This is a genomic window from Roseibium hamelinense, assembly GCF_007830545.1.
GTDB lineage: Bacteria > Pseudomonadota > Alphaproteobacteria > Rhizobiales > Stappiaceae > Roseibium > Roseibium hamelinense.
Genome location: NZ_VLLF01000001.1, coordinates 453,131 through 478,003, shown reverse-complemented (window position 1 = coordinate 478,003; position 24,873 = coordinate 453,131). Strand labels below are relative to the sequence as shown.

The window sequence follows — 24,873 nt, the reverse complement described above, 5'->3', positions numbered from 1 at the left end:
TCTGAAGGTGGATCAGACATCAAAGCGGCAGGAAAACGCCGCGCCGCTTAAAATCCGCTTTCAATCCGGCCATAGATAAGAGCCGTCAACGCCTGCATTTGGCCGCCAATAAACGGACCGCCGACGATAATCATTATCAAAATCGCGACAATCTTCGGGATGAATGTCAGCGTAATTTCCTGAACCTGCGTCAGAGCCTGAAACAGAGCAATCACGATCCCGACCACCATGGCCGGGACAATTGCCGGTGCGGAGGCGATGAGGATCGTCCACATCGCCGAACGCACCAGATCAAGTGCATCAACCTCATTCATGATCAGGTGATCTTCACGCCTGGCCCAAGCAAAATGCCCTTGCCATTGTCAAGTCCGAGCAACGTCCCGTCACTGTAGACCTCCACGGAGGTAACTGTGCCACTCACACCGCTCGGATCGGTGACAGTACGGCCTATGAGATCATCGACCTGACCGAATGCCATATTCGACAGCAGGGTCTCAAGTTTTGCATTGGTTTCGATTGCCTGCTCGACCTGGGAGAAGCTCGCCAACTGGGACAACTGCTCGGACGGATCCATCGGATTAGTCGGATCCTGGTTTTGCATTTGCGCCATCATCAGCGTCAAGAACGCATCATAGTCGACCGTCAGGCTCTCTTTTGCCTTGTCAGCCTTGGAGAGCGCCTGAGGATTGTTCACATTTACTGCTGTTGCTGTAGGAATATCCATCGTTTTAGCTCCTATTGGCCAACCGCGAGGCGCGGCGCTTCCGCTTGTTCGGAAACTGGCTCTTGAGTCTTGGGGCGAAACATGAGGGCGGCCTCAATGGGATACAGACCCCGGATGATCTTCATGGCTTCAAACCACTTTTTGGATTTGGCCAGAGCATCTACCTCGTTCAGATGTTCGAGGATGTGCTGATTGGAGAAGGCGGACCGCACGGACCCCATCACCATGTCGTACATGTCGATCGCCTTGTCGGCGGCAGCCGGATCCATGATCATCGTCTGAAGGATGAAATATAGCTGTCGAAGCGGCGTGGTTGCTTCCTCCGGCTGGAGGACATGCGCCTCCAAGAGGAATATTGCATCATTCATCAGCTCGATGTTGGTTTTGCGTTCGACACGCAGCACCGCACCGTTGATAAACAGCCGCTCTCCCGCTTTCAGTGCTATCTTCATGAGGCTTTCCCGGTCAAACTGTCTCGGATGATTTCGTTGATCTGGATCATGTCATCAAAGCTCTCGATCTCCTCCTGACGAAGGCGCTCGGCTTCCTTAAGCATCCAAATCCCGATTGAAATCAGCTCTGCTCTGGTGTTTTCCGGCAAGGCATTTTCATCATCTGCCAGGTTCTCCATGAAGTACGCCCATAACCTGCGCGTGTAGAACAGCGCATCCACCGCCTCCAAAGACTTAACCCCGTGTTCGCGTGCCGACATTAATTTGGAGATGACGATGTTGAGCGCCTCTGCTTCGTTGAGGCGGTCGTCTGTGCAGATCTCATCCGCAGTTTCGGCATAAGACAGATTATACATGTGCCCTCTCGTGTGGCGTTGGGCGCTTACAGGTAGCGCATGATGCTAAGCTGCTGGATGCGCGAGCTGATCGAATAGGAAATTTCCAACTGCGTGATCGCCGTATTGAGGCGCACCGCCGTCTCTTCCTTGTCGACATTTTCCAGGCTGTTGATGCCTTCGTTCAGAATATTCGTTTGAACGTCCAGGCGTTCACTTGCGAGTTTTACCCGCTCCTGTGAAATCCCGAGACTGCCCTGAATATCAGCCAGGTCACCCACGATTGAGCCCAGTTTTTCAATTGCCTTGTCGACAACGACCTTTTGCGTTTCGTTTGGAAGATCCAGATTTCCCAGGTCGCTCAGCATGACGAAGACGGATGCAACATCACGGAACGCCTGCTCATTGGCGCTGACAGATGTCTCGACTTCTTCTCGGGCGGCAATTCGCGTTTGTGCGGTTTGATCGGTCGCCGTCGACCAATTCGTTTCCCAGTTGGGGCTTGTGAACAGCGCTTCGAAGTTGCCGTTCAGATAGGTATCCATCTGAGCGGGGGTGATCCCCGCAACACCCGGATCTGTCTGGGCAAAGCCGAACTCTGTAAAGAAAGCCCCATCTGCTGCCGTCTTGTTCGGTGAAGCCGGATTTGCATAGTAGTCATTGATCGGCGGGACATCCGAATTGATTCCGCTGAACAGGTAACTCCCACCCAGCTGGGTATTCAGCCGGGCGATCAGCTGCTGAAGACCGGCATCGGCTTCCGCGGCAACGCCCGGCGCGGAATTGCCAGTATCCCGAACCCCTATCAGCGTCGACTGAAGGTCTTCCGCGCTTGTGCGAATGTCATCCATAGCCGCCTGAGCGATATCCAGCCGTGACTTGGCCAGCTCATTGGTATCGATAATTGAGTTGAAAAAACGGAAATCACTGCGCAGCGACACTGCATCGCCGGTCCGTCCGCCAAGATCAAGCCCGACATCGGCCTTGCGGCCGGACGCCAGCTCAAGCTGCAGCTTGTTCAAGGTGCTGGTTTGCGACGTAATTTGATTGCGTGCCGTGTTGGACAGGGTGAATGTTGAAATAAAGGACGTTTTCATAACCTGTTACCTCGCTGCGGCCAGAAGATCGTCGAGCATCTTGTCGACGGCCGTGATGAGTTTTGCGGCCGCGCCATAGGCCCGTTCGATGTCGAGTAGCAGCGTCATCTCTTCATCGATGTTGACGCCGGTGTTGTTGGAAAGAGATTCCGCGGTGCGGGTCACGATGATCGACTGAACCTCCACATCGCTGGTCGTGCTCTTGCGCAAGGATTCCAGCCAGCTGACCGAAGACGCACCGAAACCGGTCAGGCTGTCGGTCGGATCGAGACCGACGGTTCCATCAAAATTCCGCTGGGCATCGATTTCGGTCAGGAACTCATTGAGCCGCCCGTTGAACCCACCCAGATTGGTCGGGTTGTAGTCATATGCCGCCCCGTTGATGCCGCCATTCCGCAAAAGGTCGAGATTGCCGCCCTGATCCGGATCGACTGCCGGATTGACGCTGATCTGAGATGCAATACCCGGAACAAGGGTGCTTGCCGCCGGAACTGCCGGCGAACCGCCATACGAAAACAGGCCGGTCTGGTCGGGACCACCGCCGCCCAGCTGATCCGCCTCGGCAAATGCAGTGATCAGACCGCGGGCAATTTCATCAAGCTGGCTTTGATAGGTCACGGCGAAATCATCCCGCACCTGAGCAAGGCCATGTATCCGGCCGGACTTGAGCGGCATGACCGCTCCGGGTCCGGCAACCGGCACCCCATCGACAAACACCGCCGCTCCGGTCGTTGACGCGTCGAAGGTAGGCGTCGGCGCAAAGCTCACTTCGCGCGCCGTCGTCTCAAACAGTGTGACACCGCCATCGGTATAGACAACAATATCGCCATCAGCGCGATTGAGCGTCTTGATACCCATTTCCTCGGACAACGACAGGAGTACCTTGTCCCGGCTGTCCAAGGCGTCCGTGACGTCCTGGCCGGACTGCGTCCCCTTCACAATGGTGTTGTTGAGCGTTTCCAGCTGGGCAAGGAGCTTGTTCACCTCCTTGACGCTGGCGTCGATATCCCGGTCGGCATCGGCGCGGGTCGACTGGACAAGCGTGCTCGCATCGTTCAGGGCAGCGGCCATATCGTTGGCGGTCCGCAGGAAGTCCGTTGCGAGGATAGTGTCGTTCGGCTTGGACGAGAATGCCTGGATCGATTGTTTCAGGTTTCCAAGTTGCGCGACCGGCGACATTTCAAGCGCTGTATCCCCCACCGTTTCGGCAAGTTTGGTCAATCCGTCGAGCACCGACTGCTGGGACATACCGGTTGCGCTGGACATGCGCAGAGAATTGTAAAGTGCGCTGTCAGTGACCCTGGCGATCCCATCCACACGGAGACCGCCGGATTGCCCGCTGTTGGTAACGATGGTGCTGAGCATCACCGATTTGCGCGAAAAACCGGGCTCCTGGGCGCCCGCAATATTGCGGGACACCGTGGAGGTTTCGGTCTGGCGGGCCGAGAGGGCCGATTGCGCGACCTGAAGGGCGACTGACAGGCTCATTTTCTCATTCTCTTCTTATCGGGCGTGAGCACCGTTAGCGGACAAGGTTCACCAGTTCCTGCAAAAGGTCGGATCCCGCCTTGAACGATTTGGAGTTGGCTGAGTAGGTTCGCTGCGATTCGATCATCGACGTCAGCTCGGACGCGAGATCGACGTTGGAGCCTTCGAGGGCGCCGACCTGGAGATCACCAAGCCCCCCCTGCCCGGGAAAGCCGACACGGACATCGCCGGAGTCCGTCGTCACCTCGAATGTATTACCGGTGGACGGCCGCAGCTTGTCGGGGCTTGCCACGTCAGCGAGCGGAATTTTGTAGATACCGCGTCGGTCGCCGTTTTCGTAAATGGCGTAAAGAGTCCCGTCAGTGTCAAATTCAACCTTTTCGACCGCACTCGGTGCGTTGCCGTTGGTGTTCACTTCCATGACGGTGAAGTCTGCAGCCAGGTATGTCGACCCACTCAGGTCGATATCGAAAGTGGAGCCGTTCGGCACAGCGACGTTGATTGTCGTGGGTGAAGCAGGTGGACCGGCATTAAAATTGCCCGTCGTCTCGTCGAATTGGATGTTGGTCGTCGACAAAGCCGCACCGGTGTATGGAAATCCGCCGCCAGGCGCCGCATTCGCAGCGTCAAAAACTGTGACCTCCCAATCCACCGGGTTGGTTCCCGCTGGTGTTGTTCGTGTGTAGTAAACGTCAAGTTTTACCTCGTTTCCGAGATTGTCGTAGACGATTAGTGAAGTCTTTGCGGAAAACTCAGCGGTAGCGGCATTCGCAGACGGAAGGTTCGCAGGAACAACATCCACAGCGTCATCCGGCAGGTTTGTCCAAAGCAAAGCTTGGTCTGTCGGGACAGCATCCAATTGGTTCTGCGAAATGTTGATGTCTTCCAGTCCACCAAGACCGTTCGCAACAACATTCGGCTGCGCGCCGTTGGCCAGCGAGTACCCCTGCAAACGATAGCCCGCGGTATTCACCAGGAAGCCCTCACCGTTTGGTACAAAGGCGCCTGCACGGGTGAGTGTCGGGGTTCCAGCGGCGTCGGCAACGATGAAGAAGCCGTTTCCGTCGACTGCCAGATCGAGACTGGATGTGGTGAAGCTCAGCGTGCCTTGGTCCGACACCGCGTAGCGCGTTTTTGCTTCGACACCGCCCGAATTGTAGGTGCCATTGCCTTGTGACAAGACCAGCGAGGAGAATTCACTTTCCGCGCGTTTGTAGCCGGTCGTCGAAGAGTTCGCGATATTGTCGGCAACTGTGCCGAGCTTGCTTGCCTGCGCGTTCATGCCGGACACGCCGGTGCGCATTACGCCGAAAAGACCCATGGACTGTCTCCAGTTGCCAGAATTAACTGACGCCATTCAACGGCGTCTATCTTGTGTGAAGCTGTTGCCGGGACTGTTTCCCGAAAGTTTTCAAAATATTGATTTTATTAAATTTTTATTCTTCAAATAAAATTTCGATAATCCGATGTATTAAACTGGTCACCCACAGAATTTCTTGGCATTTCTTGTCCACTGGCCAAATCCGGATGCAACCATGTTCTCAATGACTTTGCATACATACCGCTTTTGAGCCGGATTATTGTTTGGTCCAGCGTGGTAACGGGCCACCGCCATCGTCCAGGACCCATGGCTTGATCTGAGCTGCTTCAAGAATCGGGCCGCATACTGAACGTTGGCCCGTGGTTCGAGCATGTGATCGACGGAACGGAACTCACGGCTGTGGTAGTAGTGGTTGATCTGCATACAGCCGATATCGATCAGCTTTTTGCCCGCCTGCTGTGCGCTGGCAATGTCTTGTAGTGCCGCCCGCGCGCTGGGCGGAAAAACCGAACGGCCTTCGATGTTGAGGGCATACGGATACAATGAGTTCTTGCGTCCGGTCTCAGTCAGCCCAACAGCATAAAGCACACCGAGCGGAACCTCATACTGTTTGGCCGCGGCCATCATTTCGCGCTCACACACATTTTGTGCCGAAGCTGCGGCAGCCATCGAAACGACGACGGCGCCGATTGCGCTACAGATAAATGTTGTCGTCTTGGCGAACATCACTCACCTCTTCACCAAATTCAGAACCGTTTTCCTGTCCCGACATGATTTGACCGAAACGGTCATCACCGCGTTGTCCGCCGGCCTCACCACCACGTTGGCCATTTTGGCCGCCATATGTGCCCTGCCCGTTTCCGAATTGGCTATCACCTTGGCCAGACTGGGTGTTTTGACTGGAACTTGACGTTGGAGACTGGGCCACCGGCCGATCGTCCGCACCCTGAATGGTAATGGCATCAGGCTTGTGCCCGGTTGCGCGCAACATTTGGTCGAGCAATTGCCGATCCTGCTTCAGCAGCTCGACGGTCTGAGGGTTGCTTGCCCGCAAGGATACCTCGACCTGATCGCCAACCATTTTGAGCGAGACTTTGACGGTGCCCAGCTCAATCGGCTGCAACTGTATCTCCAAGGTCTTCAGAACAGGCCCCTCGGACTTGATGGCAAACGGTGACGCGGACGCGCGCATTTCCGTCACTTGTTGTTTCAAGAAGCTCGAGACCGCGTCACCAACCTGTTGGACCGGCGACAAGCGAAGGGTCGGTGCGAAGTGCGTTTCCTGTTTGAGGACCTTGACCGAGCCGATATCAACCTGGACCTTGCCGGACTTTTCCGACTTGGCCGCCGAGCCGTCCCGGACCGTCTCGGGATTGACCGCGAACTTGGAGAAAAGATCGGTCTTTCCATCGCCGCCAGTCTGGCCCTTGGCCGTTTGGCCAGAGGCGGCCTCGCCAGAGCCCGCTTTTGCCGCAGACATCGCTGCAGCAAGCGTTTGGGCAGCCCCGGACTGAGCCTGTGCTTGCCCCTTTGTTTTCTGACCGGCCGCAGCTTCTACCCGAACGGCGGATTGACCGGTTGCAGCCAGCGCTTGAGCGATCCGGTCGATGGCGCTTTCAGCCGAACCACCGGCTTGTTTGGCACCGTGGGCATCACCTGCTTTGACATCGTTTTTGGTGGCCCCACCGTCCAGTTGTTCTGTCAAACCTTCGGTTTTTGACTGGGCTGTTTTGCCTTTCGTCTTTTTTGCAGAGGCATTGTCTTGCTCGCCATCGGTTTTGCCCTCCGAAGCAGTAGACTTTTGCCCAACCGGCTGGTCGGTCTTCCCTTTGGCAAGACCTTTCATGAGATCCAAGAAAGCCGATTCCTGGTCTCCAAGACTCGTATTGATGTCGCCTTTGCTGCCGCCGGCGTTCGGGTTTGCGGAATTACGCAGAGTTTGCATTAAAACCGAATTGTTGATTGTCATTGATTGTTGTCTCCCATCCGGTTCATCAACTTTTCGGAGGATCTCAAGATCGACTCCGCATCTCCCATCACAGGGGTGATCCAGTTCGTGTCCTGGGGATCTTCCATCCGCAGATAGATCTCGAAATCGCCAATCACGTTCCGCGGGGGATCTGGAAAATGCCGGACGTTGTTCACGACGGAAAATATCGCTGCCATGAGCTTCTGCTCGCTCGCAGACAAAAGGTCCTTGTTGATTGACCAAAGAAGGTCCCGGGTCTTTTTAATGTCTTCGATCTCAATCAGCGCACCCGCCCGGTAAAGCTTCAAAAGCTCCGACTCGCGCGTGCCGCCCATCGCAAGCGGCATCGCTTCACGGGTAGCCTTTTCGACAATTCCCAAATTCCCGCTCAACAGGGCCGTTCTTGCAAGTCTGAGGTAGAGACTGCGCTGGGTATCATTGTCGAACTCGGCAATCAGGCTCTCCAGAAGCGCAAATTTTTCCGGGCTTTTTCCAAATCCAAGCGCATCAATTGCCAAGGCAAACCGGCGCCGGAAATCACCGGCATAAACGGAATCCCGAAACCGGCGCAGATACCGGATCGACAGGGACTGGAATTTTTCGACATCGTCCAACGTTCCGGCAACAAAAATCTCGCGCCGCAGCGCGGCTTCCTCCACCAGGGAACCGGGCATCAACAGGCGGGCAACCGCAAGCAACTCGAGAGCCTGTGCCGGGTCTGTTCGCAAAGTAACCGCAGCCTTGATCAGCGCCACGTGCCCACCGAGATTTGGAGCGAGTGTTTTGGGGTCAATATCCTTCAGGCTTTCGGCGACATCCTGCTCGCGCCCTTCAACATAAGCGAGAGCCCCATCCATTAAGCGCGGGTCAATGGCCGGCGCAGGCTCCATTTCCTGAAGCACACGAATGACCTTCGGATGCCCCCCGCTCAAGAGGTGGATAACAGCCGCGCGTGCATTGCGGGGGTCCTGCCAGGTGTCGATCGGCATCAGCAGAAAGTCGTCGTCCATCTTCAAAAGAAGCGCCCGTTGAGCGGCCAGCGCATGGCTATTGCCCTGCGCCACCTGGGACTGAAGCGACTGCAAGGTGCGGACCATTTCATAAGGTTCAGTGCCATTGACCACGCCCTGGGCTGTTACGCTGGGCGCCAGCGCAAACAGAATAAGGGCTGAAACCAGGCTTTTTAGGCCAAGGAGCATGGGCTTGAGCAAATCCATCACACCGCCTCCCGAAGCAGGATTTCGATCCGGCGATTGACGGCATCGTTGGGATCATCGGGGTTCTTGAGTTCACGATCCGCATACCCCTCAACTTTCCCGAACCGCTCCTTGTCGACCCCGCCACGCGTCAGCATGTACAAGGCCATGTGCGCCCGCGCGGTAGATAACCGCCAATTGTCATAGTTCTTGGACCGGAAGGGGCGCGCATCCGTGTGCCCTTTGACGACGATCTGGCCCGGCTTCTCTGCCAGAACGCCGCCAAGGTTTTTCAACAGCGCAACAAGTTCCGGCCGCGGCTCAGCCGATCCGATTGCAAACATTTCAAAATTCTGGTCATCGGTCAGGCTGACGAGGATTCCCTCGTCGGTTCTGGTAACCTCGACCCTGGCTGCCGTTTCCTCGAGCACAGTGCCTTCGGCGTTTTTCAGCTCATCCCGCAACTCGGCAACCGTTTGGGCATCCGTTTGTCCTGCGCCGTCTTCCGGCAAACGGTCAGCCGGCTCTGAAACGGGAGTGCGTTCCATCGGGGCAGCGCTCGGGCCCTGACCGTTTTCGACCTGCGGACGCGGGCCGTCACCGATCTTTGGCGTTTGACCGCTGACTTCAGCAGTCAGTGTCTCCGTCACACTGTCAAAAGTGTCTTGAGTTGCAGCTTCACTCGGCCCGGTCAGAGACGGGCCGGTGTTGCCTGATCCGGTATTTTGCGGACTGAAGACATCGCGGACGCTGTCATAAGGACCTTCGCCGGTTGATCCGGAGGAAGCAGCGGTGTCAATTTCAATATTCCGGGTTTGTTGCAAGGGCTCTGCACGGTCCGCTTCGGCTATGCCCCGATTGGGCACAAACTGCCAGTAAAGCGGATCGAACGGATCCCTGTAGGCTTCACCGCCTTGAGCACCGGCTTCCCGGTCCAAACCGGCGCCGATAGCGCTTTGCCCCGTGCGGTCGGCATCACGCATGACAACTTTCTGAGCAAGCGTATCGAGCACCGCATAGGGGTCGATGAAAATCTGCGTTTCCGAAAAGACTTGGCTGAATTGACCTGACTGGCTATCCGCCGCAGCGGGTGTTTGAACGGCTCCCGATTGGCTTTGCGCATCCATGTCACCTTTCGTGACGGGCTCATCGCCATCGCCAGTGGGAGGCGCCAACTCGCCAGTTTCTTCGCCGCTGCCACCTTCATTGGTCGCACCGCTGATCGCGGGGTCATTGAGCCCCTTTTGGTTGGGTGCGGTCGATGCAAGCTTGACCGGATTGAAATATTGGGCAACCCCGCGCCGGACACTGTCATCCGTGACATTGATCAGCCACATCACGAGGAAAAATGCCATCATTGCGGTCATGAAATCGGCGTAGGCGATCTTCCAGACACCATGAGGCTGGTCGTCGTCTTCCCAAGCATTCTTTCGGCGGACAACAACGATCTCGCCAGCAAGCGGTTCCTGCATGACTACTGGTCCTCCCGCATTTGGCGCAGCTGCGCCATCCATTCGGTAAAACGGGTTTCAATCTGGGTGTCGCAGACTTTGACTTTCAGCTCGGCTGCATCGTTCGGCTTGAAGACCAAACGCTCGCCGACGCCGCCCAACTTGTCTTTAAGCGGATCCAGCAGGATCTCAGGTCCTGAAACCGCAATATTGGTCGCAGTTTCGTTTTCCAGAAGTTTGCGGAGCGTCTTGTCAAAGGCCTCGAGCATTTGGGCGCGGATACCGTCTTCGACAACCTCACCCAGAACCGATGCGGCAGATCGCGACAACCGGTCTTCCAGCGTTTGAAACCCTTGCTCTATTTGCGCTGCCATCTGACCGGCAAGCTCATCCATCAAACAACTGCGCAAAGCGTCCATTTCCGCCTGGTGGGCGCTGCGGACAGTTTCCAGCTCGGCGGCGGCTTTTTCTGCCACCTGGGTGTCTGCTTCGGCAAAACCGCGTTTGTATTCCGCGGCCAGCTGCTCTTCCAGAGATGGCTCGGGTTCGGCCACTTCGCCTTCGACGATTGGAATCAGGTGCTGTTGCTGCTTGTTGAAGTTTTCAAGCTGCGGATGAGAGAGCTTGGGGAGGATGGTCTGTGCGGGGAGCGGCATCAAATGCGCTCCCCTTCATACAGCCATTGGCGCAAGATCGCGGCCGATTGCTCTTCATTGTATTCCAGCAACGATTCGAGTTTGCGGATCGGAGATTCGTTAAACTTGGAGGTCAGCTCCTGGATCATCTCTTCGTGGTTGGCCGCCGTCAGCAGGCTTGGCTGGGCGTAGACGCCTTCCTGTGGTTCTGTTCCATCAGGAAGAAGATCCATGTTGCCCAAGGCGGCATCAGCAGTTTGAACTTGCGGCACCAGAGCCGAGATCGCAGGACGCAGGCCGAACCAGACGACCAGCCCTGCAACCGCCAGAATGGCGAGTGCATTGATGATGTTGCCCGACTGGCGCAGCAGATATTCGGAGATCGTCAGCGGCGGGATCGGCTGCATGTTGCGGCCACCGTCTATAAAGTCGACCACTGACACCTTGACGATATCGCCACGCTGATTGTTCACACCTGCCGAAGATGCGGCCAGTTCGGTGATTTCATTCAGCTGCGTCTCGACCTGAAGGTCGGTCGGCTGCCCGCCAAGGGAATCGTAAAGCCGTGCCCGGTCGATCAGGATCGCAATCGACAGCCGTTCGACGCTGTATCCGTCCTGGGAGGTTTCAATCCGCTTTGACGAAATCTCGTAGTTGACGGTTTCTTCGCGGCGCTGGTTTTCCTCGCTGGACCGTTCACCGCCTTCCGCATTTACATCCTGATCCGGCAGGTTTTGCTCAACTGTCGTTGGCGCTTCCGTGCTGGCATTTTGAGCGTTTTCGCTTTCGCGAATTGTGCGCACCGACCGCTCGATCCGCGAATCCGGATCGAAGATGGTCTCCGCGATCATTTTCCGGTCCGTGTTCAGGTCTGCCGCGACACTGACCTGGAAATTGTCGAGACCGAGATAGGGTGTCAGTGTCTTGCGGATATTTTCCTGGATGCGGTTGCTGACTGCACCTTCCAGCGTCGCAAGCTGGCCCGCCGCTGCTTTCGACGGATCATCGCCTGCCGCCAGGAGCCCGCCGGACGTGTCCAGAACAGTGACCTTGTCCGACATCATACCCGGAACACCGGCCGCAACCAGGTGGCGGATCGCATCTGCGGTTCGCACGTCATCCGGATTGTCGGTCCGGATGACGACGGAGGCAGATGGAGGCTGCTGATCCCGGCGAAATGACCCCTTTTCGGGCAAAACAATGTGAACACGCGCCGCGCGCACTCCTTGCATGAGCTGGATAGTCCGGGCGAGTTCCCCCTCGAGCGCGCGCACTCGGGTCACTTCCTGCATGAACGACGTCAGGCCAAGCGACCCCAGCTCATCGAACAGCTCATATCCGGCATCAGCACCGCGCGGCAGACCGCGCTCGGCCAGCAACATGCGGGCTTTCGAGGTCGCCGCATGGTTGACCAAAACAGCTGTCCCGTCCGAACTCACGTCGAAGGTGATGCCCGCGTCCTGGAGCGCCGCACCGATGCGTGTAACATCGTCCCCGTCGAGCCCGGTGTAGAGCACCGTTTGCTCGGGACGGCTCAGGTAATAGGCTCCAAGGCCAACGGTCAAAATGGTCGCAATTCCAATAAAGGCCAGAGCGATCAGGCGTTTGACCCCAAGCTCCAGCAGATTTGCCCAAATTTTTTCAGCTTGTTCGCGGCCAGGCATAAAACACCCCTTAAAGAGAGCTCAAATCTTCTTCGGCCACTATCGGCACTTCAGCTTGTGCGAGGGTTGCGCATAAAAAAAGCCGCGCTCCCAAAGGAGCGCGGCCCATATCCTCCGAAATTCGGAGAAATTAACGGAACAGCGACAGAATGTTCTGAGAACCCTGGTTCGCGATGGACAGAGCCTGAATGCCAAGCTGCTGCTGGGTCTGAAGTGCCTGCAGGCGTGTGGATTCAGCGTTCATATCCGCATCAACCAGCTGACCGATACCGCGTGAGTAGGAGTCGGACAGTGCGCTGATGAAGTCCATCTGGCTGTCGACACGCTTCTTAGCCGAACCGATCGTGGTTGCAGCGTCGGTAAGCGCAGCGATCTGCTTGTCGATCAGGTTACCCAGACCTTCCAGAACAGCATTGTCGTTTGCCGATTCATCAAGACCCGTGATGTCCAGGTTCAAGATGGTGACAGTGGCACCGGTACCGGCGGCGAGCCGGGAAAGATCGGCTGTACCGGCACCCAGGGCCGTGTTAGCAGCCGTCTGGATTGTTGTACCAGTGCCGGCAGCGCCGTTTTCAGACGAACCTGCAACAAGAAGGTCACGTGTAAACAGGCCGTTCTGACCTGTCGCAGAACCTGCTGTGCTACGTTCGATCAAGACCACATCGGTCAGATCAACAGTGATCTTTTCGATGCGGGTGTTGCCCTGCGAATCACGGGTAAAGGAACCCACGATGTCCGGCTGGATGTCCTGAGCAAGCGTATCACGTGCCAGCCAGTTGTCGCCGGAAGACGTCACAGCCGAGTTGGCGTAAGTCTGCAGCTGAGACTGCAGCTGAGTGATGTCTTCCTGGATCTTGGCACGGTTTGCCGGTGTCTGGCCCTGAGCAGCAAGAACTTTTGTCTTGATTTCGTCAAGGATGTTGACCGACTCGTTCAGCGCGGTGAACGTTGTGTCAAGAGTTGCAGCACCAAGGCCAAGAGAATCCTGGACAGTCGACAGCGCTTTGTTGTCAGACCGCATGGTGGTTGCGATTGACCAGTAAGCAGCGTTGTCAGCCGCATCGTTGATGCGCAGGCCGGTAGAGATCCGGTTCTGAGTGGTTGCCAGGTTTTTGTTGGTCATGGTCAGCGTCTGCAGAGCAGTCATCGCTGAGCTGTTTGTAAGCAAGCTAGACATAGTATGTCCCTTTCAAATCATAGGAGATGTTGAGAGTGGGACATTCCGGAATTGCACCGGGACGGCGGGGCAGCGTCATGCCTTTGAGCTGGTTAGGTGGGGCTCAACCCGTCGTGTAATTTCAACGTAAATATCATAGCTTGTGCGACGCTGACCGCAAGCAAAAAATTTTTTACGAAAGGGACGCATGCTTCATTGAGCGATGAGATCGGGCGCAATTAAATCAGAAAAAAGGCGCAAGCACGTGACTTACGCCTCTGTTTTTTTTGAGAGTTTCGAAACTATACAAACGAGCGGATAAGGCTTCCGACGAGCAAATTCCAACCGTCGATCAGAATGAAGAACAGTGCCTTGAACGGCAGCGAGATCACGGTTGGTGGCAGCATCATCATGCCCATGGACATGACAATCGTCGCCACGATCATGTCGATTACCAGAAATGGCAGAGCAATCAGAAACCCGATTTCAAAGCCGCGCCGCAACTCCGAGATCATGAAAGCCGGGATCAGAACCCTCAACTCGACTTCCTCCGGAGCTGCTGCCGGTTCGTCAGTGACCCGCCCGATCGCCAAATCGTCGAACAGCACCAGATCCTGCTCGCGCACCTGGGACAGCATGAATTCCCGGAAAGGCTCTGTGATGCGCTCATAGGCCTCGGCTTCCGTGATCTCATTGTTGATCAACGGCTGAACACCGTCTTCCCAAGCTTTGTCGAATGTCGGCGCCATCACATAGAACGTCATGAACAGTGCCAGCGAAATCAGGATCAGGTTGCCAGGTGTGGTCTGCAGACCGATGCCGGAGCGCAAAAAGGAAAAGGCTACGGTAAACCGGATAAAGCTGGTGACCATGATCAAGATGCCCGGCGCGACCGACAAGACGGTCAGCAGCGCAATGATCTGGACAATACGCCCCGATGCACTCGCCTCGCCCGCCGGCAACAATTGGGACAGGTCCGGCACCTGGGCGTGCGCTGCCCCGGCAAACAGCACCAGGAACGCGAGACTTAAAATCAGCCGCATTATTGGATCACCAGCGATTCAAGGATAACTTCATGGACCTGACCGTTGGAGCGGACCTTTGCACGCTCGTTCAGGTCCTCGCGCAAATGCTGAAGGCCGACAGCACCTTCCAGATGCGAAATGGTCAAGGTGCGCAGATAGGCCAGCATGTCTTCCTCGATATGTCCGGTCAACACGGCAACATCGTCGGTGAATTCGTCCGAGAGCACGATTGAAGCCTTGACCCGCACCCACGCATCGGTCGGCGCCGCCAGATTTGTAACCAGCGGATCAAGCTTGCGCAGGCGGGCATTGTCCTCGTAGTTCAGCTCAATGGCTGGCTGGTTTCTTGAACGCTCATACTCTGCGGAAAGACTTTCCTTGGTCATTTCGACCGACTGGAACGCCACAAAGGCGCCGGTACCGACCGAAATCAAGGTGAGCAAGAAGAAGCTTGCCCAGAACCCGGAGTTCCCCGAGCTATCGTCCCGGCGCCGGGGTTCCTCATCCGGCGCGACTAGCAACTTGGCCATGGCTCGTCAGATCCCTTAGAACGGCGTAATGATGTCGTAGACCTGCTGACCCCAGCCAGGCTGCTGGACTTCCGTAATCCGGCCGCGTCCGCCATAGGAAATCCTGGCTTCGGCAATTTTGTCGTAGTCGATCCTGTTGTTCGACTGAATGTCACGCGGGCGCACGATGCCGGCGACCTGCAAGATCCGCATCTCGTAGTTCACGCGGACTTCCTGGGATCCGGAAATCACAAGATTTCCATTCGGCAACCGTTCGGTCACGACAGCCGCAACCGACAATTCGATTTCTTCAGACCGGTCGATGGACCCCTGCCCGATTGACGACGATCCGCTGTTGCCGGAAATATCCGCATCGCCGGATGTCGTATCGCCATCGAAACCTGCAGAAAAGTTGCCGCCCAGGCCGACGTTCGAGGATCGGCTGCGGTCGGACGAATTCTCCAGATCTGCGCGGTCATTGATCGCGATCTGAACAGTCAGAACATCGCCCACCTTGCGGGCACGGGGATCTGAAAAGAAGTCGTCGCGGTCGTTGACCCAAAGTGAATTGTAGTCCTTGCGCTCAGACGGACCGAAAGTATTCAGCGGGTAAACTGCCGGCGGCTGCGCCGCAAGGCCATACCCGACAGGTGTCATGGTTGGCGCCCGGCCAACATCCTCGAGTTGCCCGGCGCACCCGGTCAAAAGCAGCGCACACATAAGGCCAGCGGCACGAACCATTTAAAAACTCCGGTCTTTATCGTTATCGTTTGTAAATCCGACCATGGACTGGGTCAGCTGCGCGGCGCGTGCAGGGTCCATTTCGTCAAGAATGCTGCTGGCGTCCCGCGCCTTGAGTTTCAAAAGAACTCCGGTTGCCGTGTCGTCATCGCTGGTCGCAAGCTGGGCCGCAGCGGCTTCCGGCCGCATTCGCGCGATGATCTGGACGACCTGGCCTTCTACTTCTTCCAGAAGTTTCTCGCGGCGTTCGACCCAGACTTCGAATTCTTTCTGCTTGCGGTTCAGCTCTTCGATCCGCGAGCGCAGTTTGGCTTCCAGGGATACCAGCTTCCAGGTCTGCCACTGCAAACGCGCCTCGGCAGCCTTGTCCGCGGTGTTTTCGCAGTAGAGCACGGCATCTTCGCGCGGCTGCGGAATGTCCGGCTTGGGCATCGGCGCTTGCGCATAAGTCGCGCTGGAGGCGGCAACCGCAAGCGCTCCGAAGACGAGAAATCCGCGAAACAGACCGGTTCCCGTTGAAAAGCGTTTCATGGACGACAGTCCCCTTTATCGTTTCCAGCGCCATACTCGGGCACGCTCCTTGTGCGGGGCTGGAAACAAAAAAGGCGCGGTCCGAAAACCGCGCCATACTCTTCTCTACTCCGGCCCACGCCAAGCCCGTTTGCTATTGCACCACCAGCTCGGCTTGCAAAGCGCCTGCGGATTTGATCGCCTGCAAGATCGCGATGATCCCGGTTGGACGCAGTCCGATCCGATTGAGGCCACGCACCAGGGTTGGCAAGTCCGTCCCGCCGACGAAGGCCAATTGGCCGCCGGTCTCCTGCGCATCGACGAAGGTCCGCGGCACAACAACGGTCTCCCCGTTTGGCGAGAACGGCGACGGCTGCGAGACTTCGGGAGCCTCTGTGATCCGGACTGTCAGGTTTCCGTGCGTGATAGCAACGGTCGAAATCTGAACATCCCGGCCGATCACAACCGTTCCCGTGCGTTCGTCGATCACCACCTTCGCGGTTTGATCCGGACGGACACGAAGCGCTTCAACTTCCGCAATAAACCGGGGAAGGCTGACATTCGGCGGCGGCGTCAGCTTGACCGAGCGCAGATCCTGCTCTCGCGCTGTGTAAACTCCATAGCGCTCGCGTGTGTAGCGGTTTATGGCATCTGCCACCCGCACTGCTGTCCTGAAATCCGGGTTGCTCAATTCAAAAACAAGGCTTGGAATATTGGCAAACTCAGCCGGCAGATCCCGTTCGACAAGCGCGCCATTGGCCACCCGCCCCGCTGTCGGGATACCCTGCGACAAGGTCTCGGCAGCGCCCTGCTCCTGAAAACCGGACACGGCGACCGGCCCCTGACCGACCGCATAAATCTGACCGTCCGCGCCCAGCAAAGGGGTTGCAACCAGTGTTCCACCAGCAAGCGACGTGGCATCACCGAGAGAGGCAACGCTGACGTCGATCTTTGATCCCTTGCTGATATATGGCGGAAGTTCCGCAGTCACAACAACTGCGGCAACGTTCCGGGTCCGCAGGCGCGCGCCGCGCACATTGACCCCGAGACTGTCGAGCATGGATTGCAGAGACTGCTCGGTAAACGGCGAGTTGCGAAGACTGTCACCCGACCCCTTCAGACCAATGACCAGTCCATAGCCGACAAGCTGGTTGTCACGCACCCCTTGAAGGGACGCGATGTCCTTGATCCGGACCATGGACTGGGCCGGAAAGACAAGCCCGATGCAAATAAAACAAGCTAAAAGAAAACGCATGGGGTTACTTCCCTGTCCGGATGGTGCCATCCGACTGCACGATGCCGGTGACAACCAGACCGCTGTCAATGTTCCGGACCCGGACCACCTTCCCTGCAGCCCCGTTTTGCATCGCCTCAACCTGCATAACGATCGTCAGCCCCTGTTCCTGGAAGACCAGGCGGGCCGGTTCGCCCCGGCGGACAAGAACCTCGGCCTCAACTGCAGTGGTGGGGATCGGCTTGCCCGGCAGAAGCGTGCGGCGTGCAACCATGCCCTTCAACGCATAGCGGTCTGTCATGACAGCGAATTGCTGCGTGGTCTGACGCGGGAACCGGCGAATGATCACGTTGTCTGTGTTGAGTTCATCGCCCGGATGAATGGTCACCTTCGGGACCGGCAGATCGACGCCGGACTGGCTCGCACCTTGAACCGGTGCGGTAAGCGAGAGGCAGAGCCCAAATGCCAATGCAAGACTGCGAGCAACCATGTCTACCTCTCCTTTAACGCTTAGCGGATACCGTTGGTGACCGTACCGGCCATTTCGTCAGCGGCCTTGATGACTTTCGAGTTCATCTCGTAGCCGCGCTGTGCGGAAATCAGCGCAGTGATTTCCTTTACAGGATCCACATTTGAGGCTTCGGTGTAACCTTGGCGGATAATGCCGAAGCCCGGATCGCCGGCCACGCCGTTGATTGGCACACCGGAGGCTTCGCTCTCGCGGAACAAGTTGCCACCAATCGGCTCAAGCCCGACATCATTGGCGAAGTTGACCAGCGTCAGCTGACCCAGCTCACGTGGAGCAAGTTCGCCATCGACTTGGGCAAATACCTGACCGGATTCATTAATCGCGATGTCGATCGTGTCTTCAGGAAACACGATGGCCGGCTCAACGGCGTACCCGTCGATCGTGACCAAACGGCCATCGGCGTTCTTGTTGAAGGCACCTGCGCGGGTATAAAGGATCTCGTCATCCGGACCGGTGATTTCAAACCAGCCACGGCCATCAAGCGCGACATCCAGCTGGTTGCCCGTGTTGGTCAATGTGCCCTGTGTGTGCAGCTTGCGGATACCCGCCGTCTTTACCCCAAGACCCAGCTGCGCGCCTTCCGGCACCGGATCTTCACCGCCGCGGTTCGGTACTCCCTGCAGACGTTCTGCCTGATAAAGAAGATCGGAAAACTCAGCCTGTGCCCGCTTGAATGCGGTTGTGTTCATGTTGGCAATGTTGTTCGCAATCACTTCCACATTGAGCTGCTGTGCGCTCATGCCGGTTGCGGCGATAGCAAGGGCTTTCATGTTAAACTCTCCAAAAACGGGGACCGTTGAGAAACGGCCGTCAGATCGTCATCCGGCTGATTTCCTGATAGGCGGCAACCACCTTGTCGCGAATGGCAACGGCTGTGCGCACACTGGCCTCAGCGGCCATAACGGCCTCAACCACCTGCTGAACCGAGGCTTGGCCATCAACGCCGGACAAAGCGGCAGCTTCGCCCTGCTTGACCTTGTTGATTGCATCCATGGAGACGTTTGCCATGGCCTCAGAAAAACTCATTTCGCCCGCCGGGGCCGTCTCGGTGACACCAAAGGCGGACATTTCTGATCCTTGAGAAACATAACGTGTCTCGGAGGTGGATCTCATAACACTGTTGGAACTTGCGCTTAGCGCGGAGATTTCATCAATCATGGTCACTCACTCAGCAAACTGATGTGACGCATGACCATTTCGCGGGTCTGCGTCATGACTTTCAAATTGGCCTCGTAAGACCGGTTGGTTTCGCGCATATCCGCCATTTCCATGAGGACATTCACGTTCGGCATTTTGACGTAGCCATTTTCATCCGCAGCCGGGTGGCCGGGCTCGTACTCGACCGTGAACGGAGCCTTGTCGACACCAATATCTTTCACGCGCACCATCTCGGCATTGCGCGCCCGGTCCATCTCGCTTTCAAACGTTATGGTCTTGCGCGAATAGGGATCGGATCCGGCCACCTCGCCAGTCGAACGCGCGTTTGCGAGGTTTTCGGAAACAACACGCATCCGCTCCGCCTGAGCCTGGAGGCCCGACGAGGCGATATGCATGGTTGCGGTCAAGGGATCAGCCATGGATCTACCTCAGTGTTGTCAGGTACATGCGGTGGAAAGACTTTGCGATGCTGGTGTTCAGCGAATGTGTGCGGGCGACTTCGCCTGCTTTCATCAATTCCTGCTCAACACTCACGCTATTGCCCGAATGGGTGATCTGCCAGCTGTCGGCTTTTTCCATTTTGCCCGTCCTGGGCATTTCGGTCGCTGTTCCCATATGGCTGCCGTGGGTCGCGGTCATTGCCAAATGAGACTTGCTTAACACGGACACGAATGGCTCGACATCCTTAGCGGAAAAGCCGGGCGTGTTTGCATTTGCAATATTCTGCGCAATGGCCGTTTGCCTGACCGAAAGCCAGTCGTTGTTTTGGGAAATTAGTTTTGTCAGGAACACTGGTTCCATCGAACGACCTCCAAACGAGCTTGGTTCGCATAAAGGTCTAAAAGCACAACCTTGTCCGAGGCTGTTGAAGGATGACACCGGCATAGGATGCCTGGGTCAGCCCTGGACAAACTCCGGCTGATAAAGACCTCTGCAGATCCTGGTTCGCGTGATTTGGAAACACCGCATGTATATTGATCGCACACGTTATGACGCTGTTCTTTTGAGCGGCTCGCCGCCACTCAGGCCGGGACCGCGCAAACCTCGCCCCTCACAGCGCGCAGCAAGGCTGAAAGGCGTTCTGCCCACGGTCTGTGCACTGTTGCTGCTTTCCGCGGAAAGCGCTCTGGCCCAACCGGTTGATTGCGATGCCTATGCGCGCAGCTATGCCAATTCCTACATTGGAAGCGGAAATCAGGATCTGGATGCCGTGGATGGTGCAATGCGCGGCGCGGTCGCAGGCGGTGCCTGGCGGGGACCGAGCGGCGCACGGCGGGGCGCGCTGGCGGGCGGTGCGCTGGGCGTTCTGGACAGTCTAGGCTCAACACCGGAAGGCTGGAACGCGCTCTACGACATGGCCTTCCGCCTGTGTCAGAATCAGAATTCGGCCATCACGCATCACCCTCAGACGCTTGGTGACCCGACACTTCACGGAGGTCCCGGCGCCTATGGATATGATTATCCGGTGCCATCTCCAGGGCGGCCCAGTGATCTTGGCACCGAACGCGGACCGCTCGACCCGCCGCCGGGGCCGAGCCCCTTAGAGCCACCGGTGACACCGTACAACCAGTGAATTCCAGAGCGCGATCGTCCTTACGCTGCCGCGTCCCGGCCAGCGCCAATTCTTGATCGATGCGGGCCGAACAGGCAGGCAAGCCCCAGTATGACACCGGACACGGCTGCGATCATACCAGCCGCACTGACGGCATTCGCCGACCCGAACCACAGCGGCCCGTACCCGGCAAACACATATCCGAGAATGGCCGAAAGTGTTGCAAAGGCGACGCTCCAGAGGACCTGGACCTCCAGCCTGTTGGTCATCAGCCGGGCCGCCGCCGGCGGACAGATGAACATGGCGATCACAATGATCGAGCCAACCGCATCGAACGCGGCAACCGCTGCAATCGCCGCCGCAATGACCAATCCAAAACTGATCGCATTAATCGGCAAACCGAGTGCCTGCGCGAAACCTTCGTCGAAGGTCGAGATTTTGAGCGGGCGCCAAAAAACCGCGGTCAGTAAGATCATGAGAACGCACACTGCCGCCATTCGCCACAACTCGTCCGGGATTGAAGCAAGTGCGGCTGGATCAAGGAGCGAGTGCCAGCCCTTGGCCTTGAACCAGATGAGGCTTTCAAGATTGCCCATCAGCGCGTGTTCCACGTCAAGATGCACCGTCGAGGTGTCTGTTTGCTCCAAAAGAAGAACCCCGCCGGCAAATAGCGATGTAAACACCACCCCCATTGCGGCCCCTGGCTCGATCCGGCCCAACCGCTTAACCGCTTCGATCAAAACAACTGCGACCACAGCAGCTCCGGCGGCCCCGAGCAGCATCGGCACGGCGGACACGACACCGGTAAACAGGAAAGCAACGACAATGCCCGGCAGAACTACATGGCTGATCGCATCTCCAATCAGGGCCTGACGGCGAAGAACCAGAAAATTGCCCGGAAGCGCGCATGCAATCGAGGCGAAAATGCCGATCAGAAGCGGGGTCAGCGAGAACATGACAAATTCACTACCCATCATGCAGCCCCCTGCCCTTGAACCGAAACAGGGCCGCCAATGATCCTGTCGAACTCGTCAATCTCATCTTGTGTGAACACATCTTCGATCGGCGTCAAACCGTCATAACGGCCGGTCAGGCCCGCATCCTGATGCACTTCGCGTGCAATATCCCAGCGGCGCTCATCCCGTGCGATCTTAGCTGCACGGGCGCGCCCTGCTTCGGTCGCGACGCCATCGGCCCGCAAGAGCCCTTCCTTCCGCAACACGCGCAAGGTCATCGGATCGTGGATCGGTTCACCACGGGACACGGACAACAACCCCTGGCGCCAATGCACGCGTTTTTGAAACCGGTAGTGCCGGATGATCGCGGCGGCGACGCCCCGCGAGGGCGCAAAAAACAGGGAAAACAAAAACAGGCCCGCGCATACCAGCACGATAATCGGACCTGTCGGCATGGCCGGGACCGAGGCAGAAATGGCAGCCCCGACATAGCCGGAAACCGCGCCGATGATGCCCGCCGACCAGATCACCCGGTCGCTGCGTTCGGTCCAAAACCGCGCCGTAACCGCCGGAATGATCAACATGGCGACAATCAGAATGAGACCAACCAGTTTCAGGCCGATGACGGTGACCGCCATCACGAGGCCCATCATAGTCAGATCGATCCGCCGCACATTCATGCCGGACGCTGCAGCATATTCGGCGTCGAACGCCACCATGGTCATAGGCCTGCGCAGCACGTAAGTCGCCAGAACCGCAAGCGTACCGCCAATTGCAATCACAACCGCATCCTGGAACAGCATTCCGGCAGTGGAGCCGAGCAGGAAACTCTCAAGTCCGGCCTGACGGCCTTGTGACATGTTTTGGATGATGGTCAGCAAAACGATGCCCGCGCCGAAAAAGACCGACAGAACCGCTCCGATAGCCGCATCCTCGGCAAGCCGGGTCCGCCGGGCCATCCACTCAACCAGGAGAAGTCCGATCCAGGCAGTGAGCATGGACCCGGCCAGCAAGCCGACAAGATTCCGGCCATCACCACCTAGAAAAACCATGAGCATGAACGCGAGCCCGACACCTGGCAATGTGGCATGCGCCACCGCATCGGAGACAAGTGCGCGTTTGCGCAAAAACAAAAACGTACCGGCAGCGCCGGCGGCAAAGCCAAGAAGTGAAGCCCCGATGCCGACAAGGGCGGCATTGTATCCAGCACCCAAAAACAGTGCCGTAACGATGTTGCTCATACGCCGCTGTCCGCGATGTTCAGTTGATCGATATGTGCCGTTGCCAACCGGCCGCCATAGGTGGCGTGGAGGCTGTCGGCGGTAAACGCATCGGCAACTGGGCCCTCGGCGATTTTCCGAACATTGATCAAGAACACGTGGTCAAAATAGGCCTGAACCGTTGCAAGATCATGATGCACGGCGACCACGGCCTTTCTACGCTCTTTTAGACCCTTCAGAACATTGATGATGGCCCGCTCGGTCGCCGCGTCGACACCCGCAAAGGGCTCGTCCAGAAGATAAAGCTCCGCCTCCTGGGCAAGCGCCCTTGCAAGGAACACACGCTGCTGCTGACCACCAGACAATTGGCCAATCTGCCGCGAGGAAAAGTCTGCCATTCCAACGCGTTCAAGACAGTCGAGTGCGCGCGCGCGGTGCACTCCCTTGATGCGTCCAAGAAGTCCGACGGAGCGGTAAAGACCCATTAACACCACATCAATCACTGTGGTTGGAAAGTCCCAATCGACGCTTGCCCGCTGAGGTACATAGGCAATCTTTTCACGCGCCAATTCAATCGGCTGCCCAAATACCGTGACATCGCCGGACAATCGGGGAATAACACCCAGCGACGCCTTCAGAAGCGTCGATTTTCCGGCGCCGTTCGGGCCGATGATCGCGGTCATCGCCTCCGGCTCAAAGGTCGCATCAACCGAAAAGACAGCGGGTTTTTGGCCGTAAGACACCGTCAGCCCGCGCACCGCAAGCGGCGACCTTTCAATCTTTTGCGCGGTTTCAGCTGGCCTTTTCTGGTCGAAGGCCAACTCCACATTGCCGGAAGGTGTCGCTTTGGGTGTGATCAATTCAACAATCCTTGCATGCCGCGCTCGGGTGCCTGACCGCCGAGCGCCCCCGCCACTGTTGTCGCGTTGTGGTCGATCATCCCGATATACGTGCCCTCATAGGTACCAGGTTCACCCATGGCATCGGAAAACAGTTCTCCGCCGATCTTTACTGTGTGGCCTTTCGCAGCCGCACCTTCGATCACCGCCCTTATGTTCCGGTCGGATACCGAGCTTTCAACGAATACGGCCTTGATGTTGCGCTCGACGAGTTCATCCACCAGAGCAGCAATTCTTTGAAGACCAGCCTCGCTTTCTGTCGAAATCCCCTGGATTCCCATGACCTCAAAGCCGTATGCCGATCCGAAATAGTTGAACGCATCATGTGATGTGAGCAAAACGCGTTCTTCCGCTGGAACCGAGGCCAAGACTTCAGTTGTGTAAGTGGCAAGCCGCGTCAGATCTGCCAAATGCGCCTCGGCATTTTCCCGAAAGACGGATTCACTTTCGGGCTGGGTTTCGATCAGGGCGTCACGAACATTCAGAACAACACGCGACCACAAATTCGGGTTCATCCAGACATGGGGATCATATTTGTCGTCGTAGTCATCGTGGCTGATGAGAAGATTTTTGGGAAGGCTATCGGCGACGGCAACCACGTTACCATCTTCCGATAGACCATCGAAAAACTGTTCCATTTGGGCTTCAAGATAAAGGCCGTGCCACAGAACCAGATCGGCATTTGCCATGGCAACGATGTCCGAACGGGTCTGGCGATAGGCGTGCGGGTCAACGCCAGGGCCCATCAACCCCTTGACCTCTACAAGATCGCCACCCACCTGGCGCGCGGCATCCGCAATCATCCCGGTCGTGGCCACGACATCAAGTTTCTCTGCTGCCCATGCAGAAGCACCGGGAAGCAAAATGGCCAGAGCTGTTGCCATTCCCATCAAACCACGCCGTGTCAGCATTCTTACATCCCTCACCAAATACGCCGGTCATCCGGCAATCTTGCATCTTGGTTATTATTGCTAATGCAAACGACTCGCAACTGTCAACTTTATTGCGACTAATTTGCAATTGCATCAATTGGATGAGAAGCGGAAATCTTC

The 24,873-nt window shown here is 57.0% G+C and carries 29 protein-coding genes; 1 reads left to right on the top strand and 28 read right to left on the bottom strand.

All coding sequences use genetic code 11. The features are described 5' to 3' along the window. Window positions 1-47: 47 nt before the first annotated feature. The 24 genes from fliQ to flgB all read right to left on the bottom strand — a co-directional run bounded on the left by fliQ (window position 48) and on the right by flgB (window position 19,995). Window positions 48-314, bottom strand: coding sequence for a flagellar biosynthesis protein FliQ (gene fliQ, locus JM93_RS02255; RefSeq protein ID WP_145340432.1), 267 nt, complete (start codon window positions 312-314; stop codon window positions 48-50). A 2-nt stretch (window positions 315-316) separates the two neighbouring features. Further along, the gene (flgD, locus tag JM93_RS02250; RefSeq protein WP_145340431.1) at window positions 317-724 is read right to left on the bottom strand and encodes a flagellar hook assembly protein FlgD; all 408 of its coding nucleotides are present in this window, start codon (window positions 722-724) and stop codon (window positions 317-319) included. A gap of 11 nt (window positions 725-735) precedes the next feature. After that, window positions 736-1,176: a flagellar biosynthesis repressor FlbT gene (flbT, locus tag JM93_RS02245; protein ID WP_145340430.1), complete on the bottom strand. Its 441-nt coding sequence runs from the start codon at window positions 1,174-1,176 to the stop codon at window positions 736-738. Next, window positions 1,173-1,532, bottom strand: a complete 360-nt coding sequence (flaF, locus tag JM93_RS02240; RefSeq protein WP_145340429.1) for a flagellar biosynthesis regulator FlaF — start codon at window positions 1,530-1,532, stop codon at window positions 1,173-1,175. The genes flbT and flaF overlap by 4 nt, the downstream gene beginning before the upstream one ends. Before the next feature lie 26 nt (window positions 1,533-1,558). Then, window positions 1,559-2,608, bottom strand: a complete 1,050-nt coding sequence (locus JM93_RS02235) for a flagellar hook-associated family protein (protein ID WP_145340428.1) — start codon at window positions 2,606-2,608, stop codon at window positions 1,559-1,561. A 6-nt stretch (window positions 2,609-2,614) separates the two neighbouring features. Then, complete coding sequence (gene flgK / locus JM93_RS02230; RefSeq protein ID WP_145340427.1) at window positions 2,615-4,096, bottom strand: flagellar hook-associated protein FlgK; 1,482 nt, start codon at window positions 4,094-4,096, stop codon at window positions 2,615-2,617. 34 nt (window positions 4,097-4,130) lie between these two features. After that, window positions 4,131-5,417 carry a flagellar hook protein FlgE gene (locus JM93_RS02225; protein WP_145340426.1) on the bottom strand — a complete coding sequence of 429 codons (1,287 nt, stop codon included), beginning with the start codon at window positions 5,415-5,417 and terminating at the stop codon, window positions 4,131-4,133. Window positions 5,418-5,576: 159 nt separating this feature from the next. Further along, window positions 5,577-6,143: a transglycosylase SLT domain-containing protein gene (locus JM93_RS02220; protein ID WP_208994878.1), complete on the bottom strand. Its 567-nt coding sequence runs from the start codon at window positions 6,141-6,143 to the stop codon at window positions 5,577-5,579. Continuing rightward, a complete protein-coding gene (gene fliK, locus JM93_RS02215) occupies window positions 6,112-7,386 on the bottom strand; it encodes a flagellar hook-length control protein FliK (RefSeq protein ID WP_145340425.1) in 1,275 nt (424 codons plus the stop codon). Before fliK ends, JM93_RS02220 begins: the two co-directional genes overlap by 32 nt. Beyond that, a complete protein-coding gene (locus JM93_RS02210) occupies window positions 7,383-8,603 on the bottom strand; it encodes a chemotaxis protein (protein WP_145340424.1) in 1,221 nt (406 codons plus the stop codon). Before JM93_RS02210 ends, fliK begins: the two co-directional genes overlap by 4 nt. After that, window positions 8,603-10,054, bottom strand: a complete 1,452-nt coding sequence (locus tag JM93_RS02205) for a MotB family protein (RefSeq protein WP_145340423.1) — start codon at window positions 10,052-10,054, stop codon at window positions 8,603-8,605. Before JM93_RS02205 ends, JM93_RS02210 begins: the two co-directional genes overlap by 1 nt. A 2-nt stretch (window positions 10,055-10,056) precedes the next feature. Beyond that, window positions 10,057-10,689: a hypothetical protein gene (locus JM93_RS02200; protein ID WP_145340422.1), complete on the bottom strand. Its 633-nt coding sequence runs from the start codon at window positions 10,687-10,689 to the stop codon at window positions 10,057-10,059. Then, a complete protein-coding gene (fliF, locus tag JM93_RS02195) occupies window positions 10,689-12,332 on the bottom strand; it encodes a flagellar basal-body MS-ring/collar protein FliF (protein ID WP_145340421.1) in 1,644 nt (547 codons plus the stop codon). Before fliF ends, JM93_RS02200 begins: the two co-directional genes overlap by 1 nt. Before the next feature lie 130 nt (window positions 12,333-12,462). Continuing rightward, entirely contained in the window at window positions 12,463-13,509 is a 1,047-nt protein-coding gene (locus tag JM93_RS02190) for a flagellin N-terminal helical domain-containing protein (RefSeq protein WP_170230482.1), read from the bottom strand. Between the two features lie 281 nt (window positions 13,510-13,790). After that, window positions 13,791-14,531 (bottom strand): flagellar type III secretion system pore protein FliP, encoded by a 741-nt coding sequence (gene fliP / locus JM93_RS02185; protein WP_145340420.1) that lies wholly within the window; start codon window positions 14,529-14,531, stop codon window positions 13,791-13,793. Continuing rightward, the gene (locus tag JM93_RS02180; protein ID WP_208994876.1) at window positions 14,531-15,043 is read right to left on the bottom strand and encodes a flagellar basal body-associated FliL family protein; all 513 of its coding nucleotides are present in this window, start codon (window positions 15,041-15,043) and stop codon (window positions 14,531-14,533) included. The genes fliP and JM93_RS02180 overlap by 1 nt, the downstream gene beginning before the upstream one ends. A gap of 15 nt (window positions 15,044-15,058) precedes the next feature. Then, window positions 15,059-15,763: a flagellar basal body L-ring protein FlgH gene (gene flgH / locus JM93_RS02175; RefSeq protein WP_145340419.1), complete on the bottom strand. Its 705-nt coding sequence runs from the start codon at window positions 15,761-15,763 to the stop codon at window positions 15,059-15,061. Beyond that, window positions 15,764-16,294 carry a MotE family protein gene (locus JM93_RS02170; protein ID WP_208994875.1) on the bottom strand — a complete coding sequence of 177 codons (531 nt, stop codon included), beginning with the start codon at window positions 16,292-16,294 and terminating at the stop codon, window positions 15,764-15,766. It lies immediately after the preceding gene. A gap of 133 nt (window positions 16,295-16,427) precedes the next feature. After that, complete coding sequence (gene flgI / locus JM93_RS02165) at window positions 16,428-17,528, bottom strand: flagellar basal body P-ring protein FlgI (protein WP_145340418.1); 1,101 nt, start codon at window positions 17,526-17,528, stop codon at window positions 16,428-16,430. A 4-nt stretch (window positions 17,529-17,532) separates the two neighbouring features. After that, the gene (flgA, locus tag JM93_RS02160) at window positions 17,533-17,997 is read right to left on the bottom strand and encodes a flagellar basal body P-ring formation chaperone FlgA (protein WP_145340417.1); all 465 of its coding nucleotides are present in this window, start codon (window positions 17,995-17,997) and stop codon (window positions 17,533-17,535) included. 20 nt (window positions 17,998-18,017) lie between these two features. Continuing rightward, on the bottom strand, window positions 18,018-18,806 hold the full coding sequence (gene flgG / locus JM93_RS02155) for a flagellar basal-body rod protein FlgG (RefSeq protein WP_145340416.1): 789 nt from the start codon (window positions 18,804-18,806) through the stop codon (window positions 18,018-18,020). Between the two features lie 40 nt (window positions 18,807-18,846). Continuing rightward, entirely contained in the window at window positions 18,847-19,104 is a 258-nt protein-coding gene (fliE, locus tag JM93_RS02150) for a flagellar hook-basal body complex protein FliE (RefSeq protein ID WP_341873615.1), read from the bottom strand. A gap of 92 nt (window positions 19,105-19,196) precedes the next feature. Beyond that, on the bottom strand, window positions 19,197-19,613 hold the full coding sequence (gene flgC, locus JM93_RS02145; protein ID WP_145340414.1) for a flagellar basal body rod protein FlgC: 417 nt from the start codon (window positions 19,611-19,613) through the stop codon (window positions 19,197-19,199). 4 nt (window positions 19,614-19,617) lie between these two features. After that, window positions 19,618-19,995 (bottom strand): flagellar basal body rod protein FlgB, encoded by a 378-nt coding sequence (gene flgB / locus JM93_RS02140; RefSeq protein ID WP_145340413.1) that lies wholly within the window; start codon window positions 19,993-19,995, stop codon window positions 19,618-19,620. Between the two features lie 166 nt (window positions 19,996-20,161). Between flgB and JM93_RS02135 the strand changes: the two genes are divergently transcribed. After that, the gene (locus JM93_RS02135) at window positions 20,162-20,767 is read left to right on the top strand and encodes a hypothetical protein (RefSeq protein WP_145340412.1); all 606 of its coding nucleotides are present in this window, start codon (window positions 20,162-20,164) and stop codon (window positions 20,765-20,767) included. Window positions 20,768-20,787: 20 nt separating this feature from the next. Here JM93_RS02135 and JM93_RS02130 read toward each other — a convergent pair whose 3' ends face one another. The 4 genes from JM93_RS02130 to JM93_RS02115 are packed head-to-tail and all read right to left on the bottom strand — an operon-like array spanning window position 20,788 to window position 24,732. Next, window positions 20,788-21,720: a metal ABC transporter permease gene (locus JM93_RS02130; RefSeq protein WP_145340992.1), complete on the bottom strand. Its 933-nt coding sequence runs from the start codon at window positions 21,718-21,720 to the stop codon at window positions 20,788-20,790. Continuing rightward, the gene (locus tag JM93_RS02125; RefSeq protein WP_145340411.1) at window positions 21,720-22,943 is read right to left on the bottom strand and encodes a metal ABC transporter permease; all 1,224 of its coding nucleotides are present in this window, start codon (window positions 22,941-22,943) and stop codon (window positions 21,720-21,722) included. The genes JM93_RS02130 and JM93_RS02125 overlap by 1 nt, the downstream gene beginning before the upstream one ends. Further along, the gene (locus JM93_RS02120) at window positions 22,940-23,782 is read right to left on the bottom strand and encodes a metal ABC transporter ATP-binding protein (protein ID WP_244300739.1); all 843 of its coding nucleotides are present in this window, start codon (window positions 23,780-23,782) and stop codon (window positions 22,940-22,942) included. The genes JM93_RS02125 and JM93_RS02120 overlap by 4 nt, the downstream gene beginning before the upstream one ends. Further along, window positions 23,779-24,732, bottom strand: coding sequence for a metal ABC transporter solute-binding protein, Zn/Mn family (locus JM93_RS02115; protein ID WP_196220760.1), 954 nt, complete (start codon window positions 24,730-24,732; stop codon window positions 23,779-23,781). Before JM93_RS02115 ends, JM93_RS02120 begins: the two co-directional genes overlap by 4 nt. Window positions 24,733-24,873: the final 141 nt, after the last annotated feature.

Excerpts from the sequence above, each read along its gene's own strand:
- fliQ (WP_145340432.1), bottom strand. The coding sequence starts at position 314 with ATGAATGAGGTTGATGCACTTGATCTGGTGCGTTCGGCGATGTGGACG.
- flgD (WP_145340431.1), bottom strand. The coding sequence starts at position 724 with ATGGATATTCCTACAGCAACAGCAGTAAATGTGAACAATCCTCAGGCG.
- flbT (WP_145340430.1), bottom strand. The coding sequence starts at position 1,176 with ATGAAGATAGCACTGAAAGCGGGAGAGCGGCTGTTTATCAACGGTGCG.
- flaF (WP_145340429.1), bottom strand. The coding sequence starts at position 1,532 with ATGTATAATCTGTCTTATGCCGAAACTGCGGATGAGATCTGCACAGAC.
- JM93_RS02235 (WP_145340428.1), bottom strand. The coding sequence starts at position 2,608 with ATGAAAACGTCCTTTATTTCAACATTCACCCTGTCCAACACGGCACGC.
- flgK (WP_145340427.1), bottom strand. The coding sequence starts at position 4,096 with ATGAGCCTGTCAGTCGCCCTTCAGGTCGCGCAATCGGCCCTCTCGGCC.
- JM93_RS02225 (WP_145340426.1), bottom strand. The coding sequence starts at position 5,417 with ATGGGTCTTTTCGGCGTAATGCGCACCGGCGTGTCCGGCATGAACGCG.
- JM93_RS02220 (WP_208994878.1), bottom strand. The coding sequence starts at position 6,143 with ATGTTCGCCAAGACGACAACATTTATCTGTAGCGCAATCGGCGCCGTC.
- fliK (WP_145340425.1), bottom strand. The coding sequence starts at position 7,386 with ATGACAATCAACAATTCGGTTTTAATGCAAACTCTGCGTAATTCCGCA.
- JM93_RS02210 (WP_145340424.1), bottom strand. The coding sequence starts at position 8,603 with ATGGATTTGCTCAAGCCCATGCTCCTTGGCCTAAAAAGCCTGGTTTCA.
- JM93_RS02205 (WP_145340423.1), bottom strand. The coding sequence starts at position 10,054 with ATGCAGGAACCGCTTGCTGGCGAGATCGTTGTTGTCCGCCGAAAGAAT.
- JM93_RS02200 (WP_145340422.1), bottom strand. The coding sequence starts at position 10,689 with ATGCCGCTCCCCGCACAGACCATCCTCCCCAAGCTCTCTCATCCGCAG.
- fliF (WP_145340421.1), bottom strand. The coding sequence starts at position 12,332 with ATGCCTGGCCGCGAACAAGCTGAAAAAATTTGGGCAAATCTGCTGGAG.
- JM93_RS02190 (WP_170230482.1), bottom strand. The coding sequence starts at position 13,509 with ATGTCTAGCTTGCTTACAAACAGCTCAGCGATGACTGCTCTGCAGACG.
- fliP (WP_145340420.1), bottom strand. The coding sequence starts at position 14,531 with ATGCGGCTGATTTTAAGTCTCGCGTTCCTGGTGCTGTTTGCCGGGGCA.
- JM93_RS02180 (WP_208994876.1), bottom strand. The coding sequence starts at position 15,043 with ATGGCCAAGTTGCTAGTCGCGCCGGATGAGGAACCCCGGCGCCGGGAC.
- flgH (WP_145340419.1), bottom strand. The coding sequence starts at position 15,763 with ATGGTTCGTGCCGCTGGCCTTATGTGTGCGCTGCTTTTGACCGGGTGC.
- JM93_RS02170 (WP_208994875.1), bottom strand. The coding sequence starts at position 16,294 with ATGAAACGCTTTTCAACGGGAACCGGTCTGTTTCGCGGATTTCTCGTC.
- flgI (WP_145340418.1), bottom strand. The coding sequence starts at position 17,528 with ATGCGTTTTCTTTTAGCTTGTTTTATTTGCATCGGGCTTGTCTTTCCG.
- flgA (WP_145340417.1), bottom strand. The coding sequence starts at position 17,997 with ATGGTTGCTCGCAGTCTTGCATTGGCATTTGGGCTCTGCCTCTCGCTT.
- flgG (WP_145340416.1), bottom strand. The coding sequence starts at position 18,806 with ATGAAAGCCCTTGCTATCGCCGCAACCGGCATGAGCGCACAGCAGCTC.
- fliE (WP_341873615.1), bottom strand. The coding sequence starts at position 19,104 with ATGTCCGCCTTTGGTGTCACCGAGACGGCCCCGGCGGGCGAAATGAGT.
- flgC (WP_145340414.1), bottom strand. The coding sequence starts at position 19,613 with ATGGCTGATCCCTTGACCGCAACCATGCATATCGCCTCGTCGGGCCTC.
- flgB (WP_145340413.1), bottom strand. The coding sequence starts at position 19,995 with ATGGAACCAGTGTTCCTGACAAAACTAATTTCCCAAAACAACGACTGG.
- JM93_RS02135 (WP_145340412.1), top strand. The coding sequence starts at position 20,162 with ATGTATATTGATCGCACACGTTATGACGCTGTTCTTTTGAGCGGCTCG.
- JM93_RS02130 (WP_145340992.1), bottom strand. The coding sequence starts at position 21,720 with ATGGGTAGTGAATTTGTCATGTTCTCGCTGACCCCGCTTCTGATCGGC.
- JM93_RS02125 (WP_145340411.1), bottom strand. The coding sequence starts at position 22,943 with ATGAGCAACATCGTTACGGCACTGTTTTTGGGTGCTGGATACAATGCC.
- JM93_RS02115 (WP_196220760.1), bottom strand. The coding sequence starts at position 24,732 with ATGCTGACACGGCGTGGTTTGATGGGAATGGCAACAGCTCTGGCCATT.